This is a genomic window from Tautonia plasticadhaerens, from assembly GCF_007752535.1.
Classification (GTDB): domain Bacteria; phylum Planctomycetota; class Planctomycetia; order Isosphaerales; family Isosphaeraceae; genus Tautonia; species Tautonia plasticadhaerens.
Window position 1 is genome coordinate 2599180 of sequence record NZ_CP036426.1, and the last position, 25910, is coordinate 2625089.

A 25910-nucleotide genomic window follows, 5' to 3' on the forward strand; every position below is an offset into this window, starting at 1 on the left:
CCCCCGAGCCGACCGGGACCGAACCGTGACGACCTTCCGCACCGCCCGAAACGACGACGTCCCGGCCCTGGCCGACCTCTGGAACCGGGGGACGCCCGACTCCGGCGTCGCCAGGCCCCTGAAGCCCCGCGAGCTGGGGGACGCGGCCTTCTCCCACCAGTACTTCGACCTCCGGGGGCTGGTCCTCGCCGTCGAGGAGGGCCGACCCGTCGGCTTCGCCCACTCGGGCGTCGGGCCGGCCGAACCGGCGGGCCCGTCGCACCGGCCCGACCCGACGCTCGGCACCGTGGCGATGATGGTGGTCGACCCGGACGCCGACGCCGATCGGATCGGCCCGGCGCTGGTCGGGCACGCGGCCCGGTCGCTCCGGGGGCGGGGGGCGGAGGTGTTGTACGCGGGGGGCCAGTATCCGTTGAACCCGTTCTACTGGGGGATCTACGGCGGCAGCGAGTTCTCGGGCATCCTGCGAGGCCACGAGGCGTTCCACCGGGCGGTCCTCGAGGAGGGGTTCCGGGAGGTCTCCCGCTCGGTGCTGATGGAGCTGGGGCTCGTCGGCGTCTCCGACCCGCCGTTCGACCCGAGGTCGCTGCTGCTCCGCCGGCGGTTCCGGGTGGTCATCGAGCCGGACTGCTCGTTCGACCGCTGGTGGGACGCCATGGCCCTGGGGGCCACCTTCGCCACCGCCTTCCGCCTGGAGGACGCCCACGGCCGCCCCATCGCCCGGGCCACGACCTGGGACATGTCCGGGTTCGAGCGGCTCGACGGCCGCCTGAGGGTCGGCCTGGTCGACGTGGACGTGTCCCTGGAGCACCGCCGGCAGGGATTGGGGCGCCACCTGATCCGGGAGGTGATCCGACACCACGTCTCCCGGGGGATCCACGCCCTCTGCGTGCAGACCCGGTCCGAGAACGAGCCGGCCCGGGAGTTGTACCGGGGGCTCGGGTTCCGACAGGTCGACGAGGCGGTGCTCTACCGGCTCGACCCGGCCTGAACCGGGCCGTCCGGCTGCGGCACGGCCGGCACCCCTCGGCCCGGGGAGGCGGGCCGGCGTGTTCGGCGCAGGCCCTTCGGGATCGTCCCCCCACCCGGGTCCCGGCCGGGCGAGGGGCGAGGATCGGAGGTCGAGCGTGGGACGCGCGCCCCCGACCAACAGGCCGGGGATCCCGTCGATGCCGCCGTCGGGCCGCACCCGCTCGCGGTTCCGATTGACCGCACCGCCCCCGGGCGCAACAATTCCGATCCACGCCCGGGTCGATCGACCGACGCGGCCCCGCCGATCCCGCCGACCGAGAGGAACACCGACATGGCCCGACGCACCCAGCGACCCCGGACCCTCCGCGACCTCCGCGCCGAGGTCGAGGCCGCCGAGGCCCGGGCGAAGGAGGCGGCCCCGAGGACCGGCACCGGCCGACCCCAGCCGCCGAAGCCCGAGCCGGAAGGCCGCCGCACCCCGCTCTCCCAGCCGAGGATGAAGGTGGTCTGGGCGGTCTGCGACATCGGCGGTCGGCCCGTCGCCACCTTCCCCTATGCCGAGAAGGCCGCCGCCGAGGCGCACGCCGCCCAGCTCAAGGCGAAGAAGAAGGCGGAGTTCTTCCTCCGGTCGATCAAGGAGCCGATCGAGCCGTCGGAGTGACCCCGAGGCGCCCGGGACACGGCCCCCCGGGGAGACCGGGTCGGGTCATCCCTCGCCGGGATTCGGCCCGGGGCGACCCCGGGTCGCGCTTGTCGGCCCGAGGGGACGGCGCGTATGCTGAGGGGACGCATCCGATGCGATCACCCCTCCCGACGGTCGCGGCGTGATCGGACCCGTCCGGCCGGCCGCGCCGCCGACCGCTCGCCTCTCATTCGCCTCGTCTCGCCTTGCCTCGCCCAGCCCGCCCGTTACGGACCGGACCCCGGAGGAGCTCGACCCGTGACCGTGACGCACCACCCCGCCGCCCGGATGGCCCTGATCCTCGGCCTCGCCCTGCCGATCGCCCTGGCCCTCCGCCCGACGATCGGAGACGAGTCCGGGGCGAGTCCCCCCGACGAGTCCGGGCCGCACCGCTCCCCCGTCGCCCTGGCGCTCTCGGGAGACGGGTCGAGGCTGCTGACGGCCAACGAGACCAGCGGCACCGTCTCCCTGGTCGACCCCGGGGCCGGGCTCGTGGTCGACGAGATCCCGACCGGCGAGCGACCGGTCGGCGTGGCGATCTCCGGGGACGGGGCCAGGGGGGCCGTGGTCCACTGGTACGGGTATGACCTGGCGGTCCTAAAGATCGGACAGGATGGGCTGGAGGTGGCCGACCGGGTCGAGGTCGGCCCCGAGCCGAGGGGCGTGGCGATGACCCCCGACGGCTCGACGGCCTACGTCGCCGTCGGCGTCTCCAACGAGGTGGTCCGGGTGGATCTGGACCGGGCCGAGGTGACGGGGCGAGTCGCCGTGGGGCGGGAGCCCCGGGGGCTGGCCCTGAGCCCCTCGGGCGATCGCCTGATGGTGGGGAACAACCGGTCGGGCAGCGTGACCGTGGTCCGCACCGGGGACCTGACCGTGGAGCGGACGGTGGCGGTCCGGGGGTCGAACCTCCGCCAGGTGGCGATCGACCCGGAGGGGGAGTTCGCCTACGTGGCGAACATGGAGAACCGGGGGATGGCGACCACGGATCGCAACATCGACCTCGGCTGGGTGCTCGGCCAGCGGCTGACCCGCATCCCCCTGGAGGGCTCGGAGGAGGACTACGCCACGCAGTCGCTCGACCCCCAGGGGGAGGCCGTCGGCGACGTGCACGGGGTGGCGGTCAGCGGGGACGGGAGATTCATCGCCGTCTCGGCCGGCGGCACGCACGAGGTGATCCTCTTCCGGACCGACCTGAAGCGGCTCCCCTGGCGGACCGGGGGCTCCCGGGACCTGATCCACTTCTCGCTCCGGGCCGACGACGGCCGATTCCGGAGGGTCGTCACCGGGGGACGGCCGACCGAGCTGGCCTTCGCCCCGGACGGGACCACCCTCTACGCGACCAACTACCTCGACGACTCGGTCCAGGTGATCGACGCCGAGACGGCCGAGCTGGTCCGGTCGATCGACCTGGGGGGGCCGGAGGAGCCGTCGCTCGCCCGACGGGGGGAGATGCTCTTCCACGACGCGGGCCGGTCGCACAACCAGTGGTACAGCTGCAACACCTGCCACAGCGAGGGGCACCTCAACGGCGAGCGGTTCGACACGATGAACGACGGCTGGCACGAGTTCTCGAACATCCCGACCGACGTCAGCAAAAAGGACGTGCCCAGCCTCCGGGGGGTGACGAGGACCGGCCCGTGGACCTGGCACGGCTGGCAGTCGAGCATCGAGGACGCGATGATCGAGTCGTTCACCAAGAGCATGCAGGGCGACCCGCCGACGGCCGAGGAGGTCGAGGCGATCATCGCCTACCTCGGCACGCTCGAACGCCCGAGGAACCCCTACGTCGGCCCGGACGGCGCGATCTCCGAGGCCGCCGAACGCGGCCGGGCCGTCTTCAATTCCCCGAAGGCCGCCTGCAACACCTGCCACTCCGGCCCCGAGTTCACCGACGGCGAGATCCACGTCGTCGGCCTCGAGGGGCGGAGGGACGTGTACGAGGGGTACAACCCCCCGACGCTCCGCGGGCTGTACGACTCCGACCCCTACCTCCACGACGGCCGGGCCGACTCCCTCCGAGAGGCCCTGACCGGCGACCACGCCCCGGACTTCGTCTCCGGGCTCGGGGAGCTGACGGAGCAGGAGACGGCGGACCTGGTGGAATACCTCAAGACCCTCTGATCTCGGACCGCTCGGGTCGGAGGGCGGGCCCGACCACGGCGCCCCTCCCCTCGGTCGAGCGGACGGAGCCGCCCCCCGCCCGGGTCCGGGCACCGGCTGCGATCCCTCCCGGGGCATCCGGCCTCAGTTGTCGTCGTCCCGGGTCCATTCGAAGGTGATGGGGCGGGCCGCCTCGGTCTCGGCCCGGAAGTGGTGGGGGACGCCGGGCATCAGGGGGGCGAGCCGGTCGGCCGGGGGGCCGGGGTCGGCGCCGGGAGGGGTGGTCGAGATGAGGTCGGGCAGGCCGGCGGCGGCCAGTTCGGCCTCGAGGTCCTGGCGGGCCGTGACGATCCGCCGGAGCGGACCGCGCTGGCGGACCACCTCGGCGGCGTCGGGGCGCATCAGGGCGGCCCAGTAGGCCGAGCGCTCGGCCTGGCGCTGGAGGGAGAGGAAGCGGGCGACCTCGGCGGCCACGGCGTCCCGGTCGGGGCCATCGGGCGGGGCGTCGTCGCCTCCGAGCAGGCTGCGGATGCGGTCGGCGGTGCGCCTCATGCGGTCGACCAGCGGCGAGGCGGCCGGGGTCGGCAGCACCGACCCGGCCGAGGCGGTGAGGACGTGCTCCTCGTCGCATCGCAGGGAGATCAGCGCCGCCGAGCCGTCCCGGGCCGCCTGGGGGAGGGAGAACCGGCGGCCATCGCGTCGGGCGTTTTCGGGGGCGGGGTCGATCCAGACCAGCTCGACGCGTCGGGTCGGGCCGTCTCCCAGGGGGACGACCCAGCGCCCCTCGGGGCCGATCCGGGGCAGGACGGGGCGGCCGTCGACCACGGCGGCCGGCGAGACGGCCCCGCCGGGGACGAGCAGGACCAGGAACGGGGACGCCGAGGGGACCAACTCGAAGGCGGCATGGCCCCGGACGGTGCCCCCGGCGTCGACCACCGCGGAGAGGTCGGCCTCGGCCACCCGGGCCCCGCCGTCGTCGCCGTCCGGGCCGGTCGAGGCGGAGGGTGGCCGCACGGCCAGCGACCAGCCCTTGAGCAGGACGCTGTAGACGGTCCGGGTCGAGTCGGCCGGCGGCTCGGCGGTGAAGAGGGCGTTGAACCGGTCCCGGGTCGAGGGGTCGGCCGGCTCCAGGCCGGAGAAGTCGACGATCGGGGCGCGGTCGGTCGGCGCGACCAGGGCGATCGTGTGCCTGGAGAAGGTCCCCTGGCGGCTCCAGGGGACGAGGTCGGGGAAGTTCAATGCCTGGTCGGACGCCAGCGAGCGGAGCGACCGGATCCGCAGGTCGGCCACGCCCCAGATGGGCCGCTCGGGGACGACCTCGACGTGGTCCCCCAGGTCCCGGACGCCGATGGCGCCGAAGCCGTCCAGCTCGTACTCGGCCCCCTCGACCCAGGCGTCGGGCAGGTCCAGCTCGATCCGGTCGGCCGGGCCGCCGACGACCTCGAAGCGGAGCAGGGCGTCCCAGCGGGCGGAGCGGTCGTTGACGGAGAGCTGGCTCCAGAGTTCCACGGTGACGCTCGGGAAGGACTCGACCCTGAGCATCCCCGGCTCCCGGACCTCGATCTCGCGGTAGGGGCGTCGGTTGTTCGACGGGGCGAGGCGGTCGACCGGGACGGGCTCGCCGTCGGGCTCGAGGTAGCCGATCAGGGCGGTGGTCGGCGAGGAAAGCAGCAGCTTGCCGGGCCGCTCCGAGGCGCCCGGCCATTGGGGCCAGGGGAGCGGACGCTCGACGACCAGGGGGCCGGGGTCCATGGGGCCGCAGGGCTGGGGGATCCAGCCGCCGACGGCGAGGCTGCGGGCCGGGGAGGCCGGGCCGTCGAACCGCAGGCGGAGCCGGTCGCGCGCGGGGCGATCCCAGGCGGTCAGGCCGGGGGCGGCCACGTCGAGCAGCTCCAGTTCCCGGGGGATGCCCAGTTCCATCTCCCGGATCGGCCGGCCGTCGACGTCGAGCACCTCGGCGGCGAGCCGCCACTCCCAGCGGCCGGCGTCGAGGTCGAGCTGGAGCGTCGGGGTGACCCGGAGCCGGGAGGGGGTAGGGCCGATCGGCACGGCGACCGCCGGGGCCCCCAGGAACCGGGCGGCCCCGGCGGGGTCGAGCGCAGCCCCCCGGGGCAGGGGGCCCCATTCCTGCTCGAATTCCTGCTCGCTCAGGGGCGGGCCCCCCGGGAGGGGGGAGAGCCGACCGGACCAGCTCTCGGGCCTCATCAGGGCGATCTTCCCCTCGAAGCGATCCACGCCGATCGGCTCCAGCCGGGGGGGTCGGACCCCGGGTGACGGCCCGTCGGGACCCCCGGGGACGGCCCCGGGCCGGGGACGCCAGAGCTCGACCTGGATGACGCCGCCGTCGGGCAGGGGGGGGTCGATCCGGGCGACCCAGCGGTCGCCGTCTTCGGCGAGGATCCGGGAGCCCTCGACCATGGAACCGGAGGCCCGGATGGAGCGGACCGCCACGCCGGGCTCGATGGCGAACCAGAGCTCCCGGATCGGGCCCCCCCCGGAGACGGTGAGCCGGGCGTCGAGCCGGTCGGCCGAAGGCATCGCCCGCCAGAGCAGCAGCCCCTCGACCCGAGGACTCGGGGAGGCCGGGCCGCCGACGCCGGGGGCGTCCCAGGAGACCTCCACCCGGTCGACCGGCCCGATCGCCGACCGGATCCGGCCGTCGGGGGCCGTGGTCGACGGGCCCCGTGCGTTCGGCAGGGCGGGGGCGCCGGGGCCGGGGGGGTCGGCCACGGAGAGGCCGGCCGTCGCCACCGGGTTGACCGGCACGGCGAGGCGGAGGCCCCCGGAGTCGGCCTCGGGGCGGACCCGCTGCCGGAGGGTGAGGGTGTGCAGCCCGGCCGCCCCGCCGATGGCCACCGAGGCCCGGCCGGGACCCGGGCCAATGAGCACGGGTCGGGGACGGCCGTCGAGCGAGGCCTCCAGGCCCGTCGGGCGGTCGATCGGCAGGGACCAGACGGCGGGGCCGTCGGCCTCGAACCGCAGGGTCAGCCGGGATTCGAGCCGCCAGGAGCCGTCGGGCTCGGGAGTCAGCTCGTGGTCGGCCGAGACGGCGCCGACCCGGGGCCACTCGGGGGGCCCGGCCTCGGGGACGATCGAGGCGGCCTCCAGGCGGTCGAGGTCGGCGTCCCGGAGCCAGAGGGCCGGCCCGGCGTCGGCATCATCCGGCTCGTCCCCGCCCTCGGGGGGGTCGACGAGGAAGGCGACGATCGGGTCGCCGGGCCCGGAGGGGGGGGGCGTCTGGGCGTTTCCGAGCGCGGAGAGGGTCGCCAGTAGGGCGATCGCCCTGGCGGCGGCCCGGGAACCGGTGCCATGGGACCGGGTGACGGTCGAGCCCGGGGGGGCGGGCGGGGAGGCCCGCCTCGGGAGGCGCACCGGGGCGATCACCGCGCCGATCACGGCGCCATAGAAGACGCCGACGGCGACGGCGGCCGTCCTCGGCCCGCCCCGGGACCAGGCGAAGGCCGAGCCGATCGCCGCGAGCAGGAGCACCGAGACCCGGATCGCCAGCCAGGCCCGGCCGGGGGTCCGGAGGACCGCCCCGGCGAGCAGCAGCAGGCCCGCCCCGGCGCCGAGCACGAGGAACGGCCAGCGGTCGAGCGACCGGACCCCCTCCCCCGGCCCCGGCCAGCCGGGGGAGACGAACCGGAGGACGGAACGGGCGTCGGGGCCCGGGAAGACGGCCAGGTCCTGGCCGGGGGAGGAGGGCCTCGACGCCGACCGCCAGTGCTCGACCGACTGGAAGCGGTCGGAGCGGTCGGCCCCCCAGGTGACCGCCTCCCGGACGGCCCGGATCCAGGAGGACTGCGAGGCCCCCCCGGCCAGCGGGGTGGGGGGGAACCGGGGGGCATCGTCCAGGGTGGTGACCAGCAGCACGGTGTCGATCGGCACGATGAGCAGGCCCAGCGGCGAGAGCCCCCGGCGGGCCGTGCCGGTGGGACGGCGATCGGCCGGGGCCGCGGCCCCGGCCCCGGGGAGGGCGGGCAGCGGGGTCTCGGGGCCGATCCCCCGGGACTCCAGGGCGGCCCGGTCGACGACCAGGGGCCAGCGGCCGACGTCCCAGGAGGCGAGCACCCGGCCGATCGGCCGGCCGTCGGGGGGCCTCGTGCTCGCCTGCTCGTCGAGGCGGTCGAGCATCGCCCGCTCGACCTCGCCGGCCTCGGAAAGCCGCCCGTCCTCCAGGCCCGGGAGGATGCCGCGCCGGTCCGGGCCCGGATCCATCGACCGGAGCGAGGGGCCGACCGACTCGACGAGCCGGTTGCCCGGCATCGCCAGTCGCCAGGAGAAGGAGAGGCAAGGGATCGAGAACTCGGGCCGTTCGGCCTCGACCTCCGGGCCGCCCCGGGCCCCTTCGTAGTCGATCACGACCCGGCAGGAGGCGTCCGGGGGGCCGGTCGGGGGCTCCCCGGCCGATCGCCGGGGCAGGGGGACGCGGAGGGCTTCGCCGCCCAGGGACGGCCGGATCGGCCTCCCGTTGCAGGAAACGGCGAGGGCCGAGGCCCCGGGCGGAAGCCGGACGCCCAGCTCGGCGGGGCCGTCGCCGGCCACGTCGAGGGCGAGGCGGTGCCGGACGGGGGCGTCCCCGGCCGGGGCCAGGGTTTCCAGGTCGGCCCGGAGGATGACGCCGGCGCCGGGGGGGGCGGGCAGGGCCGCGGTCCGGACCAGCAGCGTCCCGGGGGGGCCGTCGTGCATCAGCGAGGCGGCCAGCCGGGTCGGCCCGGACCCCTCGGCCCGTTCGGCGGGGCGGGAGGGATCCCGGGGGCTGCCGCCGGCGTCCCGGAAGGAGAAGTCGCCCCGGACCTCGGAACGCATCGCCGGGTCGACCCGGAGCGTGACCGTCCCCCTCGTCTCGAACCTCCGGGGCAGGTGCAGCACGGGCAGGGCCCCCTCGCCGTCCCAGGGCAGTTCGAGCTGGCCGACCAGGATGACCGGGCCGCTCGGTTCGCGCGGCAACAGCACCTCCGGGGTGCCGCCGGGCTCGGAGGCCTGGACCGGCCGTGCCCCCCGGCCGTCGGCCCCGGAGATCGTCCAGCGCGTGGCCTCGGGGGCCTCGGGGGCGGGGACGACCCGATAGGGCAGCGAGCGGATCCCCTGGCCCCGGTCGTCGAGCTGGATCCGCCACTTGATCGCCAGGCGGCCCCCGGTGATCGTCGCCGACTGGGAGACCACGGCCGACGGCCGGGGGGCACGGTGCTCCCGGAGGGCGAGGCCCCGGCCCTCCGGGGCGATCCAGCGCCAGGAGAGCAGGGCCCGCGGGGCCTCGGCCGTCGTCGGGACGCCGTCGGGGGTGGGGCCGGGGGGGAGCCAGGCGAGGCCCTCGGCCTCGACCGGCCGGAGCGCGACGCCCGACCCGGCGAGGACCGTCCAGCGCTCGTCGGCCACCGCCATCCCGATCGGCCGGAGCCGGGGCAGGGCGAGCGCCTCGGGCTGCTCCCGGGCCACGGCCGCCGAGACGGTCAGCGAGGTGCGGCGGGGGGCCGAGGGACGCTCGGCACCGGGCAGGGAGACGAGCAGCCGTCGGCCGCCGTCGGGCAGGACCTCCTGCTCCCATCGGGGGGCGGAGAGCCCGTCGGCCAGCCGGATCGACTCGGGCAGCCAGCCGGGCGAGAGTTCCAGCTCGACGATCGAGGCGGCCGAGGGGGCCGGGTCGAGGTCGACCTCGGCCTCGATGGCGTCGGCGCCATCCCGCAAGAAGACGGTCCCGCGGACGGCGGCCGAGGGGGAGGGGGAGGCCGGGGCCAGGCCCAGCTCGGCCACGGGGGAGGGTCGGTCGGCGAAGAAGGCCAGGATGGTGCCCGTCCCGCCGGCCTCGGGGACGAGGTCGGCCACCTCCGTCGTGTCGAGCCGACGGCCGTCGCGCTCCCGGCATTCGAGCAGCGACCAGGACGGGCCCAGGCGGACGATCACCGGCCCACCGGTCCACTGCGCGCCGACGGGCTCGGCCATCGGCACGAGCCAGGCCTCGGGGTCGTCGATCGGGGCCAGGCCGGAGAGGGTCAGCCGGGTGGGGCCGATCAGGCCCTCCCGCCACCGGACCAGGAGCCGGGTCCCCCCGGGGTCGGGCCCGGCGGGGGCGGGGAGGGCCTCGACGCCGGCCACGTCCCCCTCGGGCCCGGAGACGTCCTCCCAGCAGACGCCGGGCCCCAGGGCGATCTCCAGGGGCCGGTGGCCCTCGGGCCCGGGGTCGACCTCCCAGGAAGTCGACCACCGCGCGGCCCCGGCCGGCCGGGAGGGGTCGGCCTCGTCAGGCAACTCGACCACCGTCGGGCCGCCGACCCAGGGGCCGGCCGGCCGGCCGGGGTCGGGGGCGGACCGGAGCCGGAGGACCAGGGCCCCGCCGGGGCCGTCGAACCGCCATCGGGACAGGCCGGGCTCCCCGGTCGGCTCGGGCCCCTCCCGGTAGCCGGGAGGGCCGGAGGGGGTGATCCCCTCGGGGAGGTCGAGGACCAGGGCCGTCGACGGGCCCTCGATCAGCTCCAGGTCGAAGATCCGCCCCTCGGCCTCGACCCGGGGGCGGAGCGTCCAGGAGATCGAGGCCGTCCGGGTCGTGTCGGCGGGTGCCTCCTCGGCGTCGGGAGCGATCCGGAGGAACGCCCGGCCATCCTCATCGCGGTGCACCAAGGCGATCGACTCCGGCCGGACCGATTCCAGGGCGGGAGACCACGGCTCCAGGGCCGCCCACCGGGCCCGCAGGCCGACGGCGGGGAACCGGAGCGTCGTCTCGCCGACGAGGCGGCCCCCGTCGAGCCTGGCCCGGTGCTCGACGCGCATCGGACGGAGCAGCCCGGCCCCCTCCCGGACATGGCCCGCCTGACCGGCCCCCTCGACGAGCCGATCGAACCGATCCGGCTCGACCCGAGTCAGGCCGGCGAGGCCGGGGAACCACTCCGCGAGGGTCGATGCCGGGACCCGGAGCCGGACCACCGCCGGCCCGTCCTCGCCCTGGCCCTCGCCGCGGGCGGCGATCGCCCCGGGAGCGGGGTGGGGGGACGCGAGCACGATCGCCGACAGCGCGGCGGCGATCGGCATCACGGGGGATCGTCGGGGGACTCGGCTCATCATCTCAGGTCGCCCTGCCGTCTGTCGTCCGTGGTCTCTCGGCCTCGGCCTCGGCCTCCGGCTCGAGGCCTCCCGGTCGCTCAAGAGGCCTCCCGACCCGCCCGGGGTGCGGGGATGTCGAAGGCCTCGTCGATCGGACCGGGCCGGTCGATGCCGGGGGGGAGGGGGTCGATCGCGGGCGGGCGGGCCCGGATGGCGGTGGAGTCGTCGGAGCCGACCAGGGGGGAGGAGCCCGCGGAGCCGATCGGCCCGCCCCCGGAGGGGGAGTCGACGCCCGAGGAGGTGGCGGTGCCCAGGCCGCTCGGGTCGCCGAACCGGGCCGAGGGGCGGCGGCGGTCGACGGCGCGTCGGGTCAGGACGGCGACGGCGACGAGCAACCAGCCGACCGACGAGGACTGCACCGCGAGGATCGCCGTGCTCCGGTTCACCGCCATCAGGGCCGCCAGCCCGACCAGGGCGGCGGCCGGCAGTACCCGGCCCCGGTGGCGGTGGCGCACCAGCGCCGAGAGGCCCGCGAGGAGCACCAGGCCGGAGCAGGCCCCCACGAGCACGGACCGGGGGGAGATGCCCGGGGCCAGCGGGGCCGGGTCGCCGGGGCGGCCAAAGAGGTAGCCGTGATCGCCGATCCGGCCGCCGGAGAGCGGCGGGCCGAGCGCGTCGACCGTCGCCCCCGGGCCGGCGACCCAGGCGGCCAGCTCCCCGGGGGAGAGGCCCGGCCGCCGCTTGAAGACGTAGCCCGCCCAGTACCAGACGTTCTCGTCGCTGTAGCGGCCCGGCACCCCGACCAGGGCCCGGCTCCAGGGGACCCGGACCTCCCAGAGGGTCTCCAGGACCCGGCCGCCGCCGAGCAGCGTGGGGGGGGCCCACGCCGTCCGGGAGGGCTCCCGGGGGAGCCGGTAGCTCAGGCCGAGGAGGACCACCCTGGCCGACTCGGCCGGCAGGTGGAGCTGGTAGGAGCCGGGGGCGGCCAGCGCGTCGAGGTCCTCGGGGGTGACGGGCTGGCCGTCGAGGTAGACGCGGTCCAGCTCGGCGGCCGCCGGCAGTCGGAAGCCCAGGGTGGGGCCGTGGTCGTCGAACCGGAACCAGGCCGAGGTCCGGACGCCGCCGTCGGCCCCCTGCTCGGATCGGATCCAGAGCCGGGTGGCGATCGCCTCGGGCAGCGAGGCGGGAGTCGAGGCAGTCGCCGAGAGGCTCGGCCGGGCGTCGGCGGGGGCCCCCGGGGGCCGGACCCAGACCCCCCGGATCGGCAGCGGGTCGCCGCCGTCGGGGTTGGTCACCCACTGATTCTCGGCCGGACGACTCCAGCCCCCCCCCTCGGTCCTCAGCTCGATGCCGGGCCCGGCGGCCACCTCGACCCGGGGGGGCATCGCCGGCGGGGGATCCACCACCTCGATCCTCGGGATCTCCAGCGGTCGGGCCTCCCCGGGGACCAGGCGGTCGACGCCGGGGACTCGGTAGCTGATCCGGAGCTTCAGCGGCGCCCCCGCCGCCGCCTGGGAGAGGGTCAGCCGGCGGATCGGCTCGCCGTCGTGCCCGGCGGCGATCGGCTCGACCTGCTCGACCAGCCCGCGGTCGGTCAGCTCCCAGCCGCGCTCCAGCTCGGGGGGGACGGCCAGGTCCACCCGGCCGAGTACCCCGTCCTGGGCGTAGAGGGTCAGGTCCTGCTGCACGTCCACCCCGTCCCGGCCCACCCGGACGAGCTGGTCGACCATCGACGAGGAGCCCGGGGCCCGGGGGGAGACGTCCAGGGGGACGGCGTCGATCGGCGACTCGTGCCGCATCCAGAGCGCGACCCGCGCCGGGTCGAGCACCACCCGGAGCCAGGGGCCCGGCTCGGCGGCCGGGGAGGACTCGGTCGGGCTGCCCGCCGGGCCGTCCGGGTCGGCCGGGGCGACCTCCAGGTCGGGGGACGCCGCGACCGCCAGCCGGCCGCCGTCGAAGGCCGAGTCCAGGGGCAGGAACACGGGGACCGACCCCGCCCGATCCGGGTCCAGCCGGGCCCGGCCCGACAACTCGACCCGGATCGGGGTCGCCTGCCCTTCCCGGAGCGCCGAGGCCAGCGTCAGCTCGATCGTCGACGGGCCCGAGGGGCTCGCCCCCCCCGGCTCCCCGGCCGACCGGACGAGGTCCCAGGAGGCGACCGCCTCGGGGGGGCCGACGCGTTCGACCTCCAGCCCCTCGGGGACCCGGACCCGGGCCGTGAACACCTGGCCCCGGACCGCCCGATAGTCCAGCCAGGACTCGACCCGGGCCCCCCGCCCCCCGGGGTCGAGGACCACCAGCGACCGCTGCGAGGCGCGGACGATCGCCGGCACCGGCCCGACCCGCAGGCGGAGGCCGAACGGCTGGTCGGCGAACCGGAAGGCCGAGATGATCGTCGGCCGGGAGCGGGCGATCTCCTCCCGGAGGTCCCGGGGGTCGATCCGTCGCAGGTCGACCGACGGCTCGGCGATGACCCGGAGGCCGTCGGCCCGGCCGATCGACAGCGTGCCGCCCTGCTCGATCAGGCCGCCGAAGCGGTGCCCGCCGAAAGGGACGGCCGACCCGTCGGCCCCCTCCTCGGGGGGGGGGATCGGCCTCAACGTGGTGACGGAGACCCGGACCGAGTCCCCCTTGCGGAGGGTCCGGGGGAAGGGCAGCCGCCTCCCCCGGCCGTCGGCCAGGAGTTCGGGGGCGATCGATCGGCCTTCGACCTCGACGTCGAGCAGCTCGTCGCCCGGGTCGGCCAGCAGGTCGACCGAGGAGGCCTCCCCCCGGCGGACCTGGATCTCCCAGGTGGAGCGGGCCGTCAGGACGCCGTCCCCCACGTCGATCGCGATGTGGCCCCCGCCGGTCAGCAGCGGGGCCTGGGGGGCGGACTCGTCCCGGTGGGGCAGCCAGCGGACGTCCAGTTCGTCCCGGGAATCGAGCAACGCCTCGATCCGGGATCGCTTGCCCCCGTCGATCGGCTCGATCGGCAGCGGGGCGCCGTCGCCGAAGGTCGCCTCGTCCACCGGGCCGGGGAGGTCCAGCCGGAGGCTCGTCTCGGCCGCCCGGGGGATGGCGATCGTCAGGCCCCGGCGCTCGTCGATCGACCGGACGGGGGCGACCACGTCGACCCGGACGGTCCGCCGCTGCTCGTCGTCGTCCGAGTCGCCGCCGGGCAGGACGAGGAACCAGCCGTCGGGCGGCTCGGCCTCCCAGCCCAGCGGCTCGCCGTCGGTCACCGCCTCGCGCGGGTAGAGCCCGTCCAGGCCGATCGGCACCCGGTGCGGCCCCGTGCCCCGGGCGTAGAGGCCCAGCGTCATCGACACCCGCGCCAGACCCCCGTCCCGGGGGACCTCCCCCACCACCTCCACCGACGTGACCCCCGAGATGGCCGCCCGGACCACGTCGTCCAGCGCGACCCCGGGACGGACGACGATCACCGGGGACCCCGGCCCGGCCGTCCCCCGATCCCCGGCCGGGTCGCCGTCCTGGGCCGGGCTCGGGGCGGCAACCAGCAGCGACGCGAAGACGGCGCAAAGCCAGGATGTGCGAGGGGGTCGGGCCAAGCGGAGTGCTCCCGGTGCGTTCGGGACGTTCGGCCGACCTCGCGGCGATAGGAGCGAGGAGGGTCGAGGAGGGCCGTCGGGGATCGGCGGCCGTCGGGAGGCGCAGGGGTGCGACATCCCCGGAATTCTACCACCCCGCGGGTCGGACCGTCACGGGTGCGCCGCCCCCGCCGCCGAGGGGGGCCCGACACCCCGCCCGCAAGGCCAGGGATGACCGCCGGTTACGGCAGGATCGCTGGGAGACCTCGCGGGACCGCCCGGCCCTTGACTCCTCGATCGCCCTCGGGCGGCCCGGGTTGAGGCCGTCGGGCCGGCGTCGGAGGTCGTCGGCCATCGCCCCCGCCGAGGGAGACCGGCGTGCCGGCTCCTCGCGGAGGGCGTGCAGGCCATGATCCGGGTCCCAGGTGAGGCCGGGGGCGATGGGCCGGGTCAGGAGGCCGAGGCGGCGATCGCCTCCCGGGCGGCCTGCGCGGCCTCGTCGTGGACCGGGCCGTTGGAGGCGAGGATCTCGGGGCGGTAGAGGTCGTACTCGCCGCCGTCGAGGCCGGTGACGCGGCCCCCCGCCTCCCGCACGATCAGCACCCCGGCGGCCACGTCCCAGGGGTTGACGTGGGTGCCGAAGGTCACGTCGCAGCCCCCCGAGGCGAGCTGGGCGAGGTTCCAGGCGGTCGACCCCGAACGCCGGACCGAGTGGGTGCCGTCGGAGTACCGGCCCATCAGCGCGAGCTGCCGGGGGGCGTCCGGGCCGAATCGGGTGGGGAAGGCGGCGGAGATGAGGCAGTTCCGCAGCCTGTCGGCGGTGCTGACCCGGGCGGGCTGGCCGTCGACGGTCGCCCCGCCGCCGAGCCCGGCCGACCACATCGTTCCGGTCAAGGGGGCGTAGATCGCCCCGGCGACCAGCATCCCCCGATGCTCCAGGCCGATCGAGACGGTCCAGATCGGGTAGCGGTGGGCGAAGTTGACCGTGCCGTCGAGCGGGTCGACGATCCATCGCCAGGGGCGATCCGGGTCGGGCGTGACCCCCTCCTCCTCCGCGAGCAGGGTGTGCCCGGGGAAGGCTTCGGCCAGTCGGCCGGCGATCAGCCGCTGGCTAGCGAGGTCGGCCTCGGTGACCAGGTCGCTCGGCCCCTTCTCCCTCGCCTCGACCCGGCCGTAGTGGCCGAGCAGCAACTCGCCCGCCTCCCGGGCGATGCGCTCGGCGGCCTGCCTTAACTCGCGATAGTCTTCGGCCAAGGTCGAGGTCCTTCGGGGCTTGGGTGGAGCCGGCCCGACTCGGATCGGCCTGGGGCCGGGAGGCCGAGGGCCGAGGCACGGCGGGATCGAGGCTCACGAGGTCGAGCGTCGACGGGAGGGTCGGCGGGCCTGCCACACCGGGTGCCGACTCCGGAGCGGGCATCGGGTATCGGGTATCGGGCATCGGCCCGGCCGGCCCTCTCCTCCCGGATGGTCTGGGACGATCAGGCCCGCCGGCGACCGCCCCGGGTCGGCGGGCCTGATCTTCCCAGAACGGGGGATGACGCGCCCATCCCCCGCCATCGGGCATCGGGGAGGAGGGGCCCCGGATCAGGGTGAGAGGCGGCCGGAGCGGAGGAGGTCCTGCCAGGCCTTCAGGCCGGGGCCCTCGGGCTGGTCGGGGTCGTAGCCGAGTGCCTCTCGGCCGGTGAGGGCGCGGAGGGCCTCGATCGCCAGCTGCCGGACGCTCGGGTTGGGGGAGGAGAGGTCGGCGACGAGCCCGGCGACCCGATCGGGATCCGAGCGGTCGTCGGGCCCCAGGCCGACGAGCAGGAGGCCGAGTTCGTCGGCCTCCTCGGCCGGGTCGGTGAAGCGGCCGAGCAGGTCGAGGACTTCCTCGGCCGCCGCCGGCCCCCGGGAGATCCGGCGGCGGAGCACGTCGATCGCCGAGGATCGGAGCGAGGGGGCGTTGACCTGGTTGAGCAGCGGCATGACCTGCTCGAGGTTGGCCGGCTCGACCGTGCTCATCGCGCCGAGCGCGGCGACGGCGGCGGCCTGGATGTCGGGGTCGTCCCCCTGGAGCCCTTCGAGCAGGGCGAAGGTGATCGAGCCGGGGAATTGTTCGAACAGCGGGGCGAACGACTCTCCCAGCTGCTCCTCGGCCGGGCTCGGGCCGGGGTCGGCGACCCAGTCGGGGGTCACGGCGGCCTCGGCGTCCAGGGTGCCGGCCTTGGGGTCGAATCGGACCTCCACCGGGCCGTCGAAGGTCCGGGGCTCGCCGCCGAGGCCGCCGGGGGTCACGCGGAGCGTCCCCGAGGGGGCCCAGATGCCGAGCAGGGGTCGGCCGGCGGGCTCGCCGGGGGCCCGGTCCCCGATCCAGGAGAGGCCGACCGGCTGCCCGGTCGGCGGCTCGACGGCGAGCATCCTCCCCTCGAAGCCGACCCCGACGGTCGCGCCGGGCTCGTCGGCCCGGAAGACCACGTCGCCGTCGACCAGGTCGAATCGGGCGTCGAGGCCGGCCCGGGGCTCGGCGATCCTCAGGTCGGCCTGTCCGACCATCGTCACGTGGACGGCCCCGAAGCCCAGGGTCGACCGGAACGGGAACAGGTTGACGACCAGCTCCCCCACGACAAGGGGGTCGCCGGCCCCGTGCGGCTGCCAGTCCCAGGTCGCCCCCATGGGGGTCGCACCCAGGGCGACGCCGTCGACCTGCTCCAGGACCGCGGCGACGCCGTCGGGCAGCGGGGCGGCCGGATTCGGCCCGGGGGCGGGCCCGCCGTCGGGGTCCGGTCCGGCATCGGGATCGACGTCGGCGTCGGGCTCGGCGGGCCGCTCGTCGCGGATCGGAGGGGCGGGGACGAGCGGCGCGGCCTCTTCGGCTCCCTCGACCACTTCGCCGTCCTCGGCCCCGCCTTCCTCCGGGTCGAGGGGGACGCGACGATTGCCGGCGAGGTCGGTGTCGTACTGGCGGACCTGGACGTCGGCGGAGCGGAGGTTGAGCAGGCCGACCAGGGTCAGCGCCGCGATCAGGGCGACCGCCACCAGCGGCGGCCCGAGCCGCTCGAACGTCGAGGGACGGGGCGGGGAGGCCCCGGCCCAGGGCGGCTGGCCGTCCCCCGGGGCGTCGATCCCCGCCATCTCGTTGGTGCCCAGCAGGCCCCGATCCCCCGGCGGGGCGGCCCCCTTGTACGAGGTCCGCACCGCCTCTGGCCCCTTGAACAGGCGATACATACGATATCGAGACTCGGGGGGGACCTTCGCCTTGTTCTTGATCAGGCTGAGGATCTGGTGGCAACTGGCCACCTCGGCCAGGTGGACGTCCGAGGCCAGGCAGCGCTTCTCCAGTTCCGCGACCCGGTCGGCCTCCAGCTCGTTGTCGAGGTACGCGGCCACCAGGTTCGGGTCCACCCCCTCCGGCCCGGTGTTGGGGGGGACGGTCAGGCGTCGCCTCCGGGTGACCTTGCGGATCCGCTCGACGAGCTGCTGGGCATACGGCGTCTCGGAGACCTGCACGCCGATCTCCCGGACTTCTTCCGGCGGCAGCGTGTCGTCCAGCCAGGCGAGCAGGGTGCGGAGCGTCAGTCTCATCGGGGTGCTCGATTCGAAGGTGCGGTGCCGGCCGGGGACCGCGACCCGGCCCGATCGGCCGGCATCGGCGCGCCCCTCCCCATCGTTAGTGCCCCGGGAGCCGGAGATCCGTCGACCTCCCGGGGGAAATCACGAGAAATTCGGACGGGGGGGCCGGACCGGGCCCTCCGACCACCCGGGTCGTCACCTCCCCGGCCCGACGCCGGCCTCCCCGGCCTCAGGATCCCGGTTCGAGTCGGTAGACCCGGAACAGGGGATCCTCGGGGTTCGAGCCGTAGGAGGGCCGGAATAGCCCCGGGTGGGCGTCAGCCCAGCGCCGCTCGACGGGCCAGGGCTCTCCGGGATTGTGCCGGGCGACGACGAGCAGCTCGATCCGAGCCCGCCGCAGGTTGTCGAGCCAGGCGTCGAAGTCCTGCTCCTCCCGGTCCCAGCCGGGCATGTCGCCGGGCCAGTTCGGGCGACCAGCTCGTGCGGCCTCGCGGTGATAGTCGTGCATCAACCAGTCGGGGTGGGCGTTGACGTTCACGTAGCGCACCGTGTTCTTCATCCCCGGCCCGAGCAGGAAGTACGGGAGGTTCGTCCCGGTGTAGGCGATCCGGGCGCCGTCGGGGCCGGCGAGGCGATCGAGCGCCACCCAGCCCCGATAGTAGTCCCGGAACGCGGGGAAGAACCGCAGGGGTTCGGGCAAGGCCCACGGGTAGGTCACCAGCCCCGCCCCGACGAGCAGGGCCGCCCCGCCCCCCCCGACGGCCAGCCTCGGCCAGCCCCCTCCCGGCCGATCCGACGCCCGGCCGAGCGCCCGGGCGGCGAGCATCGACAGGGCGCCAATGAGCAACGGCCCGACCACCGCTAGGATCAGGGCGATCACCTCCGCCGTCCGGCCGGCGGCCCTCGACGCCGAGACCGAGGCCCACCAGGCCGAGCCGGGCGGCACCAGCCCGATCGGCCCGGCCATCGTGTTCGGGATCATCGGCGAGAAGTCCCAGGGGATCTCCCCCTCCTCCCCGGCCCCGGCCCAGGGCCAGGTCTGGGGGGTGAGCAGGTGCAGGCCCAGCAGGACGACCCCGACGACCCGGAGCGCCCGGGACCGATCGAGCAGCATCGCCACCGGGACCGCCGCCAGGCCGACGGCCGGGAAGAGGAACCGCTGCTGCGTCCGGTAGGGGATGATCCCCCAGTAGATCGCGGCGTTGAGCACCGCCAGGGCCGACATCCCCCAGACCCATCGCGCCCGACGCCGGTCCCGAGGGGCCGGCAACATCCAGGCTCCAAGCAGCGCCGACAACCAGATGGGCGCGAGCCGGGGATCGAGCACCTGGAGCAGGATGTCGACCCCCGCCCTCCAGTTGCTCGGGTCGATGTAGTAGCGGCTGCCCTTCATGACCTCGGGGGCGTACCAGCCGGTCAGGATGGTCCTGCCGAGGACCTCGACCTGTACCGGGTAGAGGGGGTTCCCGGTCAGGATCGCGTTGCGGGCGTACCAGTAGCCGGCCGTCGTCATCGGCAGGGCGGCCAGGATCGCCAGGTGGCCGAGCGTCCGTCGGGCCCCGCCGCCGCGGAGCAGGACCGCCAGGCCGACGGCCGCCAGCAGGGGGGGCACGAGCACCAGGCCCGTCGGCTTGCACCCCCAGCAGCACCCGGCGGCCAGGGCGCCGACGGCCAGGGTGCGGCCGTCGCCGTCTCCCATCGCGTACCGGAGGAAGAAGAAGGCGGCGGCGAGGTAGCCGGCCTGGAGGATGGTGTCGACGTTCGCCTCGAAGCCGAAGATCAGGAACGGCGAGGAGGTGACCATCCATCCCGCCGCGATCGTCGCCGCCGACCGGCCCGAGCCGACCTGGCGGGCCATCGCGTAGACCGCCAGCCAGGTCATCAGGTGGAACGGCGCCTGGCCGACCCTGGCGAGCCGGTCGCCCCCCCAGCCGATCATCAGCCAGGAGAGCCAGAGGTCGCCGACGGCGGAGAAGTACGTGACCACGTTGTCGCCGAAGGGGGCCGCCACCAGGTGCAGTTCCCCGGCCTCCCACCAGCGGGCCGCGAACCAGAGGTGGTAGATCGGCCCGTCGCTCATCACCTTGACCGGCAAGAGCAGCGACCGCATCCCCAGCAGGACCGACGCCCAGAGGACCAGGCCGACGGCCACGGTCGCCTCGGCGTGCCAGGAGGGGTCGCCGGAGGGGAACGCCTCGGGATCATCGCCGATGGGATGGGGCCGAAACCGCCGGGTCCCCCAGGCGATCGCCATGCCCAGCAGGGACCAGGCCAGCAGCGGCCCCCGAGTCATCAAACCGCTCGCGCCGAGCAGTTCCAGGCCGACCGTCGCCCAGGCCCAGGCGACCACGGCCGCTGCCAGCCATCGGGCCACGCCCCGGGGCTGGCCGAACCCGGCCCTCGCCACCCAGAGGCCGCCGACCAGCAGCGGGGCGTTCAGAAGGACCGTCCAGAGCATTCCCTCGGCCAGTACCATCGCTCGATCGCTCCTGCGAGGGTCACCCGGTCGGCTTCCGGCCGACGGCGATCGTCGACAGCGCGGGCCAGCCGGGCACGTGCTCGACCAGCCTCGCCAGCGGCAGCAGCAGGTCGAACAGCCGCATCTGGCCCGGGGAGAGCCGGTCCCGGCCGAAGATCTTCCCGCTGACGTACCAGCCGAGCGTGCCGAAGCGGTTGAACCCCTGCTGGTGGACGACCTCGAACCCGGCCTCCTCCAGCTTCCGGCGCAATTCCGACTCCTCGTAGCGCCGCTCGTGCCCGAGGGCGCGGTCGGTCGGCGAGTAGAGCCAGGGGTGCTGCGGCACGAGGATGATCGCGTGCCCGCCGGGGACGAGCGCCCGGCAGAAGAGGCGGAGCACCTCCTCGTCGGCGGCGATATGCTCCAGCACGTTCAGGCAGACGATCGTGTCCAGCCGCTCGGGCCCGATCCGCCCGTAGTCGGCGGCCCGGGCGAGGTCCATCTCGACCGTCGAGACGTTCTCCAGGTGCCCGAAGCGTCGGGAGATCATCTCGACGTAGAAGGGCTCGTTGTCGGTGGCGACCAGTCGGTCGCGCTCCAGCAGCAGTTCGGTCAGGTTGCCGATCCCGCAGCCGGCCTCCAGGACCCGGTCACCGACCCAGGGGGCGATCTGCCGGAACAGCCAGCGGTTCAGGCCCCGGGCCTTCCTCATGGCCACGAGCACGGCGTACCCGTCGTGCGAGGTGAACCGGCGGTCGAGGAACCGGCAGCGGAGCATCACGCCGATGGCCCGGAGGCCGTCGGCCCACCGGACCTTCTTGCCTTCCAGGTAGGTCCGGCCGGCGTAGCTGATGGGCACCTCGTAGAGCCGGACGCCCCACTGGGCCAGGCGGACGGCCAGCTCGGGCTCGAAGCCGAACTTGCGGCTCTTGAGCGGGGTCTGGCGGAGCAGGTCGGCGCGGACGGCCTTGTAGCCGGTCTCCATGTCGGTGAGGTTCAGGTCGCAGAGGACGTTGCAGAGGCCCGTCAACAGGCCGTTGCCCAGGCTGTGCCAGAAGTAGAGGACCCGGCGGTACTCCCCGCTCAGGAACCGGGAGCCGAAGACGGCGTCGGCCCGGCCGTCGAGGATCGGGCGGACGAGCCGGGCGATGTCCGCCGGGTCGTATTCGAGGTCGGCGTCCTGGGTGACGACGATCTCCCCCCTCAGGTGCGGCAGGGCGGTCCGGATGGCCGCCCCCTTGCCCTTGTTGCGATCGTGCCGGAGGACCCGGATGCGGCCGTCCCCCTCGGCGAGCGACCCGAGCACTTCGAACGAGCCGTCGGTCGAGCCGTCGTCGACGGCGATCAGCTCGAAGGGGACGGGGATCCCGGCGTCGAGCACGCGACGGACAATCGTCCGCAGGGTGCGACGCTCGTTGTAGACCGGGATCAGGATGCTAAGCAGGGGCCGGGGAGGGGCCGGATCGGGGGGGGGCTCGGCCATGCGATGGGTTCGGGAGGGTTCGGTTCGGGCCGGGGGATGGGCCGGATTCGTACGATACCAGGGTCGCCGTCGGGGCTCCAGGGGAGGGGCGGCGCAGGCCCGGCTCAGGGGGGGGACTCGCCCCCCCCGGGTGGGGCGTCGGGCGTCGCCCCGGGGCGCCTCCACCGGCGATAGGAGGCGAGGATGGCCCGGGCGGCCCGGTCGCCGCCGACCCGGGCCATCAGGTCGCCGAGCGCCTCGGCGTGGGCCCGGGGGCGGTCGGCCCCGGACGACGGGGCCGGGCGGGGGCGGCCGAGGATCACGGCCCGGGAGAGCGCCGCCGCCAGCGCCAGCGCCAGGAAGTGGCCGGCGACCACGCCCAGCGCCGGGATCTGCCGGATCACGTCCCACGGGGTCGGCATCGGCGTCTCCTCCCCGAGCAGGAACGAGCCCTCCACGAAGGCCACGTTCCTCGGCTCCTCCCCCGCCCACCCCGCCGCCCGCACCGCGAGCGGCCTCCGACCGGGGGGGACCATCGCCGCGTTGAGCAGGAACGCACCGTTGGCGAGGACCAGGACCGCCGACCGGTCGTCGCCCCCGGCCTCCATCTCCCAGGTCCAGTCCATCGCCAGGATCCGGCCGTCGCCGACGAGCAGGGGGGCCTCCGCCTCGCCCACCGAGTCCAACGCCCGGTTGACCGGGATCGCGGCCGAGGCCGGGTCCACCCCCTCGGCCCAGGGGCCCTCCAGGGAGGAGCAGGCCGGCGTCATCCCCCCGGTGGTGTCGAGCCCGAACCAGGTCTCCGGGTCGGCCGGCTCGGTCCCCGGGGGGGCCGGCTGCGAGCCCCATCCCCCGGCGTCGGCGAGCCTCGCCTCGATCCGCTCTCGCTGCGCCTGGGGGGCATCGGCGGGGAGCGAGGCGAGGGCGGCGGACCAGTACTCGGCCTCGGCGCCGCCGTCCCGGCAGACGTAGATCAGCCGGCGGCCGGGCCGGGAGAGCTGCCAGTCGAGGTACCACTCGGCCTCCTCCCGCTCGATCGGCCCGGAGTAGGGGGCGAACCGGACCAGCGTCTCGGCCCAATCCCCCAGCTCGTCGTTGAGCCTCCGGGCGGTGCGGACCTCGTGTCCCCGGTGCCGGAGCAGCTCCGCGAAGACGCCGGTCCCGTTGACGCTCTCGCCCCGGGTCAAGCCATAGGTGGTGTCGATCTCCGTCCCGCCGCAGCCGGAGAGCGAGGCGACCACCGCGAGGGCGACCGAAGTCATCCCCCGGATCCGGATCCTCGGGCCGGTCATGCCGTCACCCCCGGAGAGAGCCGGGCGTCCAGGACCTCGGCCTCGGCCCAGAGGGCGTCGAAGGCGTCGGGGCCGGGCTCTCGGTGGCCGTAGCAGACCTCCTCGAACTGGCGGAGGGTGCGGGAGACGGAGCGTCGGATCTCGTCGTCCTCGATCGACCGGACCAGTTGCCGGCCGGTCCGGCCCGGGGAGAGCCGGATCCGCCCGAGGCGGTCGAGCAGCAGGAGTTGGTGGGCGAACAGCAGCACGACAGCCCGGGCCCGGTCGCCCCTCGCCCGCAGCAGCCGGGCGGCCTCCAGGGGCTCCGACTCGTCCACCTCAAGCCCCCTCGGCAGGGACTCGACCCGGGTCGCCGAGCCGGCCACCCCGGGCGGGCCGGGGGCGATCGTCCGTCCCTCGATGCGACTCCGGCGCCGCCAGGTCCTCGCCACGTAGAGGAGCAGGCCGGTCAGGGCCGTCGCGAGCAGGACGAAGACGATCAGGCGTCCCAGCTCCTGGAGCGACAGCCTCGCCGGGTCGAACATCGGCCGCCCGCCCGAGGGATTCGAGGGGGGGGCGTCCGGTGCGGGGGGCATGACGGGCCGGAAGTCGTCGGCCGGGGCGTCGTACCAGGGGAATGACCGGGCCGAGAGCGCCTCGCGGACGGTCGAGACCGCCTCCGGATTCGCCGGAGACGTGCCCCCGCCCTGCCGGGCGGGGGAGGCATCCGGGCAGGCCAGCAGGATCAGCAGCGAGGCCGCAGCGATCGACGCAATCCGACGGCTCACCATGCCTCCTGCCCCTCCTGCATCGTCCGCCCGACGGCCCGGAGGCGAAGCTCCACCTCCCAGCCTTCGAGGCGGATCCGCTGGTCGATGTAGGCCAGGAACCGCGCCACCGCGAAGAATGCCACGGCGACCCAGATGCCGAGGACCGCCCAGGCGTTGAACACGAGGTCGAGCCCCGGCCGGGCCCACGTCAATTCCCCCTCGAACACGCCGAGTACCCGGGCCGACGCCAGCCAGAAGGCGAGGACGAACATCGAGCCGAAGGCCACCTGGGCGAGCCATTGGCCGAACAGCTCGCCCCTCCGTTCGTTGGAGAGGTCGCCGCAACGCGACCAGGCCTTCCACCACCGGCCCCGCTCCAGCAACACCACCTCGTTCAGGAAGGCGAACCGGGCCGGCACCAGCCACGCCAGCACGATCGAGGCGAGAAGCAGCCCCCTCAGGGCCCCCTGGTAGAGCACCATCGGCCCGAGTTGCCGGAAGGTCGTGGCCGCCACCCGGCCGGCCCTCGGCCGGGAACCGAACATCAGGCCCCCGAGCACGACCGTCAGCGGCGCCGTCGCCAGCGGCGCCTCCAGCGCGATCAGGGCGAGCTGAAGTGCCGCCCTCGACTCCCCCGAGCCGGCCGTCAGCCACGCGTTCAGGGCCGCCCAGGGCGCGATCCCCAACGCCGCCGTCCCCCCGATCGTCGCCGGCCGGTGCCGGATCACGACCAGGGCCAGGTCGAGGATGTCCAGGTAAGACCGCTCTCGGATCTGGACCAGGGTCCGGTCGACGGCCACGGTTCGATTCCCCCTCCGGGCTGCTCGACGCGCTCGGCGATTCGATGGCGGAAGGCGTCCAGGAATGAGGCGGATGTGGGATGGCCGGCGGCCCGGCGATCGATGCTCGGCCCCCGGCCTCGGACAATCCCCCGACGACCTCCCTCATCTCACCACGCACGACATATGGGTCAAGTTTACGTTTTCTGATACTTATTCACCCGTCATCCGGCCCTCGGACTCATCCCGCGCCCTCTACCCGGACCGTCCCCCGCCCACCTATCATCAGGAATGCGAGCATCAGCGCGGTGCTGCCCGCCGCCACTCCCGCCTTGGCGGCGTAGGGCAGGGGGGAGCCGGAGACGAAGCCCTCGACGAAGGCGGCGAGCACGAACAGGCAGGTGGCCGCCCCGGCGATCGGCAGGGAGTTGCTCGCCTCCCGGGCGAGGGAGTCGATCCGACGCCGGCCCTGGGTGTCGATCAGGCCCCAGCCGAGCCGGAGCCCGGCGGCGCCTGAGAGGACGATCGCCGTCAGCTCGAAGGGGCCGTGCGCGGTCACGAACTCGTAGAAGTTCGCCGCCATCGGCGTCGTCGCCATGTGGCCGAACATCGTGCCCAGCACCAGCGCCTGGAAGCCCAGCTCGTAGAGCGTCATGATCCCGAAGGTCAGGCCGTAGGCGAAGCACTTCAGGCCGATCGCCGCGTTGTGGTTGATGTAGAAGCCGGTCATGAACTCGTCTTCCCGGGGCAGTTCGGTGAGCGGCCGCGCATACATCTCCTCCAGGCTCGCGAGCTGCTCCGGCCCGACCACCTTCTCCGAGAACCCGTCCCGCGCCGCGGCCAGGCACCCGGCCAGGGCCATCAGCCCCCAGAAGAGGACGGCGGAGATCCTCAGGAACGGGTCGGACCGGAGCCGGCGGGGGACTTCCTCCAGCAGCTCCGACGCCCAGGACCGGACCCGGAAGCCCCGGGTCCGATAGAGCGAGTTGTGCGCCCGGCCCACCAGCGCGTGCAGATAGGCCACCGTGTCCCGGGGCAGGTCGTAGGCCTCGGCCAGCATCAGGTCGGCGCAGGCGGCGCGGTACAGCTCTCCCAGGCGGACGACCTCGGCGGCGCCGACCTTGCCGTCGGGGGAGGGGGCGGTGGGGTCGGCCGTCGGGTCGGCCGGCTCGAACCGACGCCAGGCCGGCACGGGCCACCGGCGGAGCGCCCCGGCCTCCTCGAATCGGCTGAGCAGCACGTCCAGTTCCCGCCAGCTCCGCTCGCGACGGGCGAGGCGCTCGGCGACCTTCATGC

Annotated in this window: 13 protein-coding genes; 3 read left to right on the top strand and 10 right to left on the bottom strand. The window is 75.3% G+C overall.

From position 1 onward, the window contains the following. Positions 1 to 25 precede the first annotated feature (25 nt). The 3 genes from ElP_RS10110 to ElP_RS10120 all read left to right on the top strand — a co-directional run bounded on the left by ElP_RS10110 (position 26) and on the right by ElP_RS10120 (position 3778). Positions 26 to 991 carry a GNAT family N-acetyltransferase gene (locus ElP_RS10110; protein WP_145268909.1) on the top strand — a complete coding sequence of 322 codons (966 nt, stop codon included), beginning with the start codon at positions 26 to 28 and terminating at the stop codon, positions 989 to 991. 312 nt (positions 992 to 1303) lie between these two features. Then, a complete protein-coding gene (locus tag ElP_RS10115) occupies positions 1304 to 1633 on the top strand; it encodes a hypothetical protein (RefSeq protein WP_145268911.1) in 330 nt (109 codons plus the stop codon). Positions 1634 to 1912: 279 nt separating this feature from the next. After that, positions 1913 to 3778 carry a beta-propeller fold lactonase family protein gene (locus ElP_RS10120; protein ID WP_231749617.1) on the top strand — a complete coding sequence of 622 codons (1866 nt, stop codon included), beginning with the start codon at positions 1913 to 1915 and terminating at the stop codon, positions 3776 to 3778. A gap of 123 nt (positions 3779 to 3901) precedes the next feature. Here the strand turns inward: ElP_RS10120 and ElP_RS40580 are convergent, their stop codons facing one another. From ElP_RS40580 to ElP_RS10170, 10 genes are all read right to left on the bottom strand, one after another. Then, a complete protein-coding gene (locus ElP_RS40580) occupies positions 3902 to 10783 on the bottom strand; it encodes a hypothetical protein (protein ID WP_145268913.1) in 6882 nt (2293 codons plus the stop codon). 110 nt (positions 10784 to 10893) lie between these two features. After that, positions 10894 to 14346, bottom strand: coding sequence for a hypothetical protein (locus ElP_RS10130; protein ID WP_145268915.1), 3453 nt, complete (start codon positions 14344 to 14346; stop codon positions 10894 to 10896). A 429-nt stretch (positions 14347 to 14775) separates the two neighbouring features. Further along, positions 14776 to 15579, bottom strand: a complete 804-nt coding sequence (locus ElP_RS10135; protein ID WP_145268917.1) for an inositol monophosphatase family protein — start codon at positions 15577 to 15579, stop codon at positions 14776 to 14778. Positions 15580 to 15909: 330 nt separating this feature from the next. Then, complete coding sequence (locus ElP_RS10140; protein WP_145268919.1) at positions 15910 to 17886, bottom strand: hypothetical protein; 1977 nt, start codon at positions 17884 to 17886, stop codon at positions 15910 to 15912. A 217-nt stretch (positions 17887 to 18103) separates the two neighbouring features. Continuing rightward, on the bottom strand, positions 18104 to 20350 hold the full coding sequence (locus tag ElP_RS10145; RefSeq protein ID WP_145268921.1) for a glycosyltransferase family 39 protein: 2247 nt from the start codon (positions 20348 to 20350) through the stop codon (positions 18104 to 18106). Between the two features lie 22 nt (positions 20351 to 20372). Continuing rightward, positions 20373 to 21815, bottom strand: a complete 1443-nt coding sequence (locus ElP_RS10150; RefSeq protein ID WP_145268923.1) for a bifunctional glycosyltransferase/class I SAM-dependent methyltransferase — start codon at positions 21813 to 21815, stop codon at positions 20373 to 20375. 104 nt (positions 21816 to 21919) lie between these two features. Then, the gene (locus tag ElP_RS10155) at positions 21920 to 23086 is read right to left on the bottom strand and encodes a DUF4350 domain-containing protein (protein ID WP_145268925.1); all 1167 of its coding nucleotides are present in this window, start codon (positions 23084 to 23086) and stop codon (positions 21920 to 21922) included. After that, positions 23083 to 23856 carry a DUF4129 domain-containing protein gene (locus ElP_RS10160; RefSeq protein ID WP_145268927.1) on the bottom strand — a complete coding sequence of 258 codons (774 nt, stop codon included), beginning with the start codon at positions 23854 to 23856 and terminating at the stop codon, positions 23083 to 23085. The genes ElP_RS10155 and ElP_RS10160 overlap by 4 nt, the downstream gene beginning before the upstream one ends. Then, on the bottom strand, positions 23850 to 24635 hold the full coding sequence (locus ElP_RS10165) for a hypothetical protein (RefSeq protein WP_145268930.1): 786 nt from the start codon (positions 24633 to 24635) through the stop codon (positions 23850 to 23852). The genes ElP_RS10160 and ElP_RS10165 overlap by 7 nt, the downstream gene beginning before the upstream one ends. A 220-nt stretch (positions 24636 to 24855) precedes the next feature. Next, positions 24856 to 25908, bottom strand: a complete 1053-nt coding sequence (locus ElP_RS10170; protein WP_145268932.1) for a stage II sporulation protein M — start codon at positions 25906 to 25908, stop codon at positions 24856 to 24858. Positions 25909 to 25910: the final 2 nt, after the last annotated feature.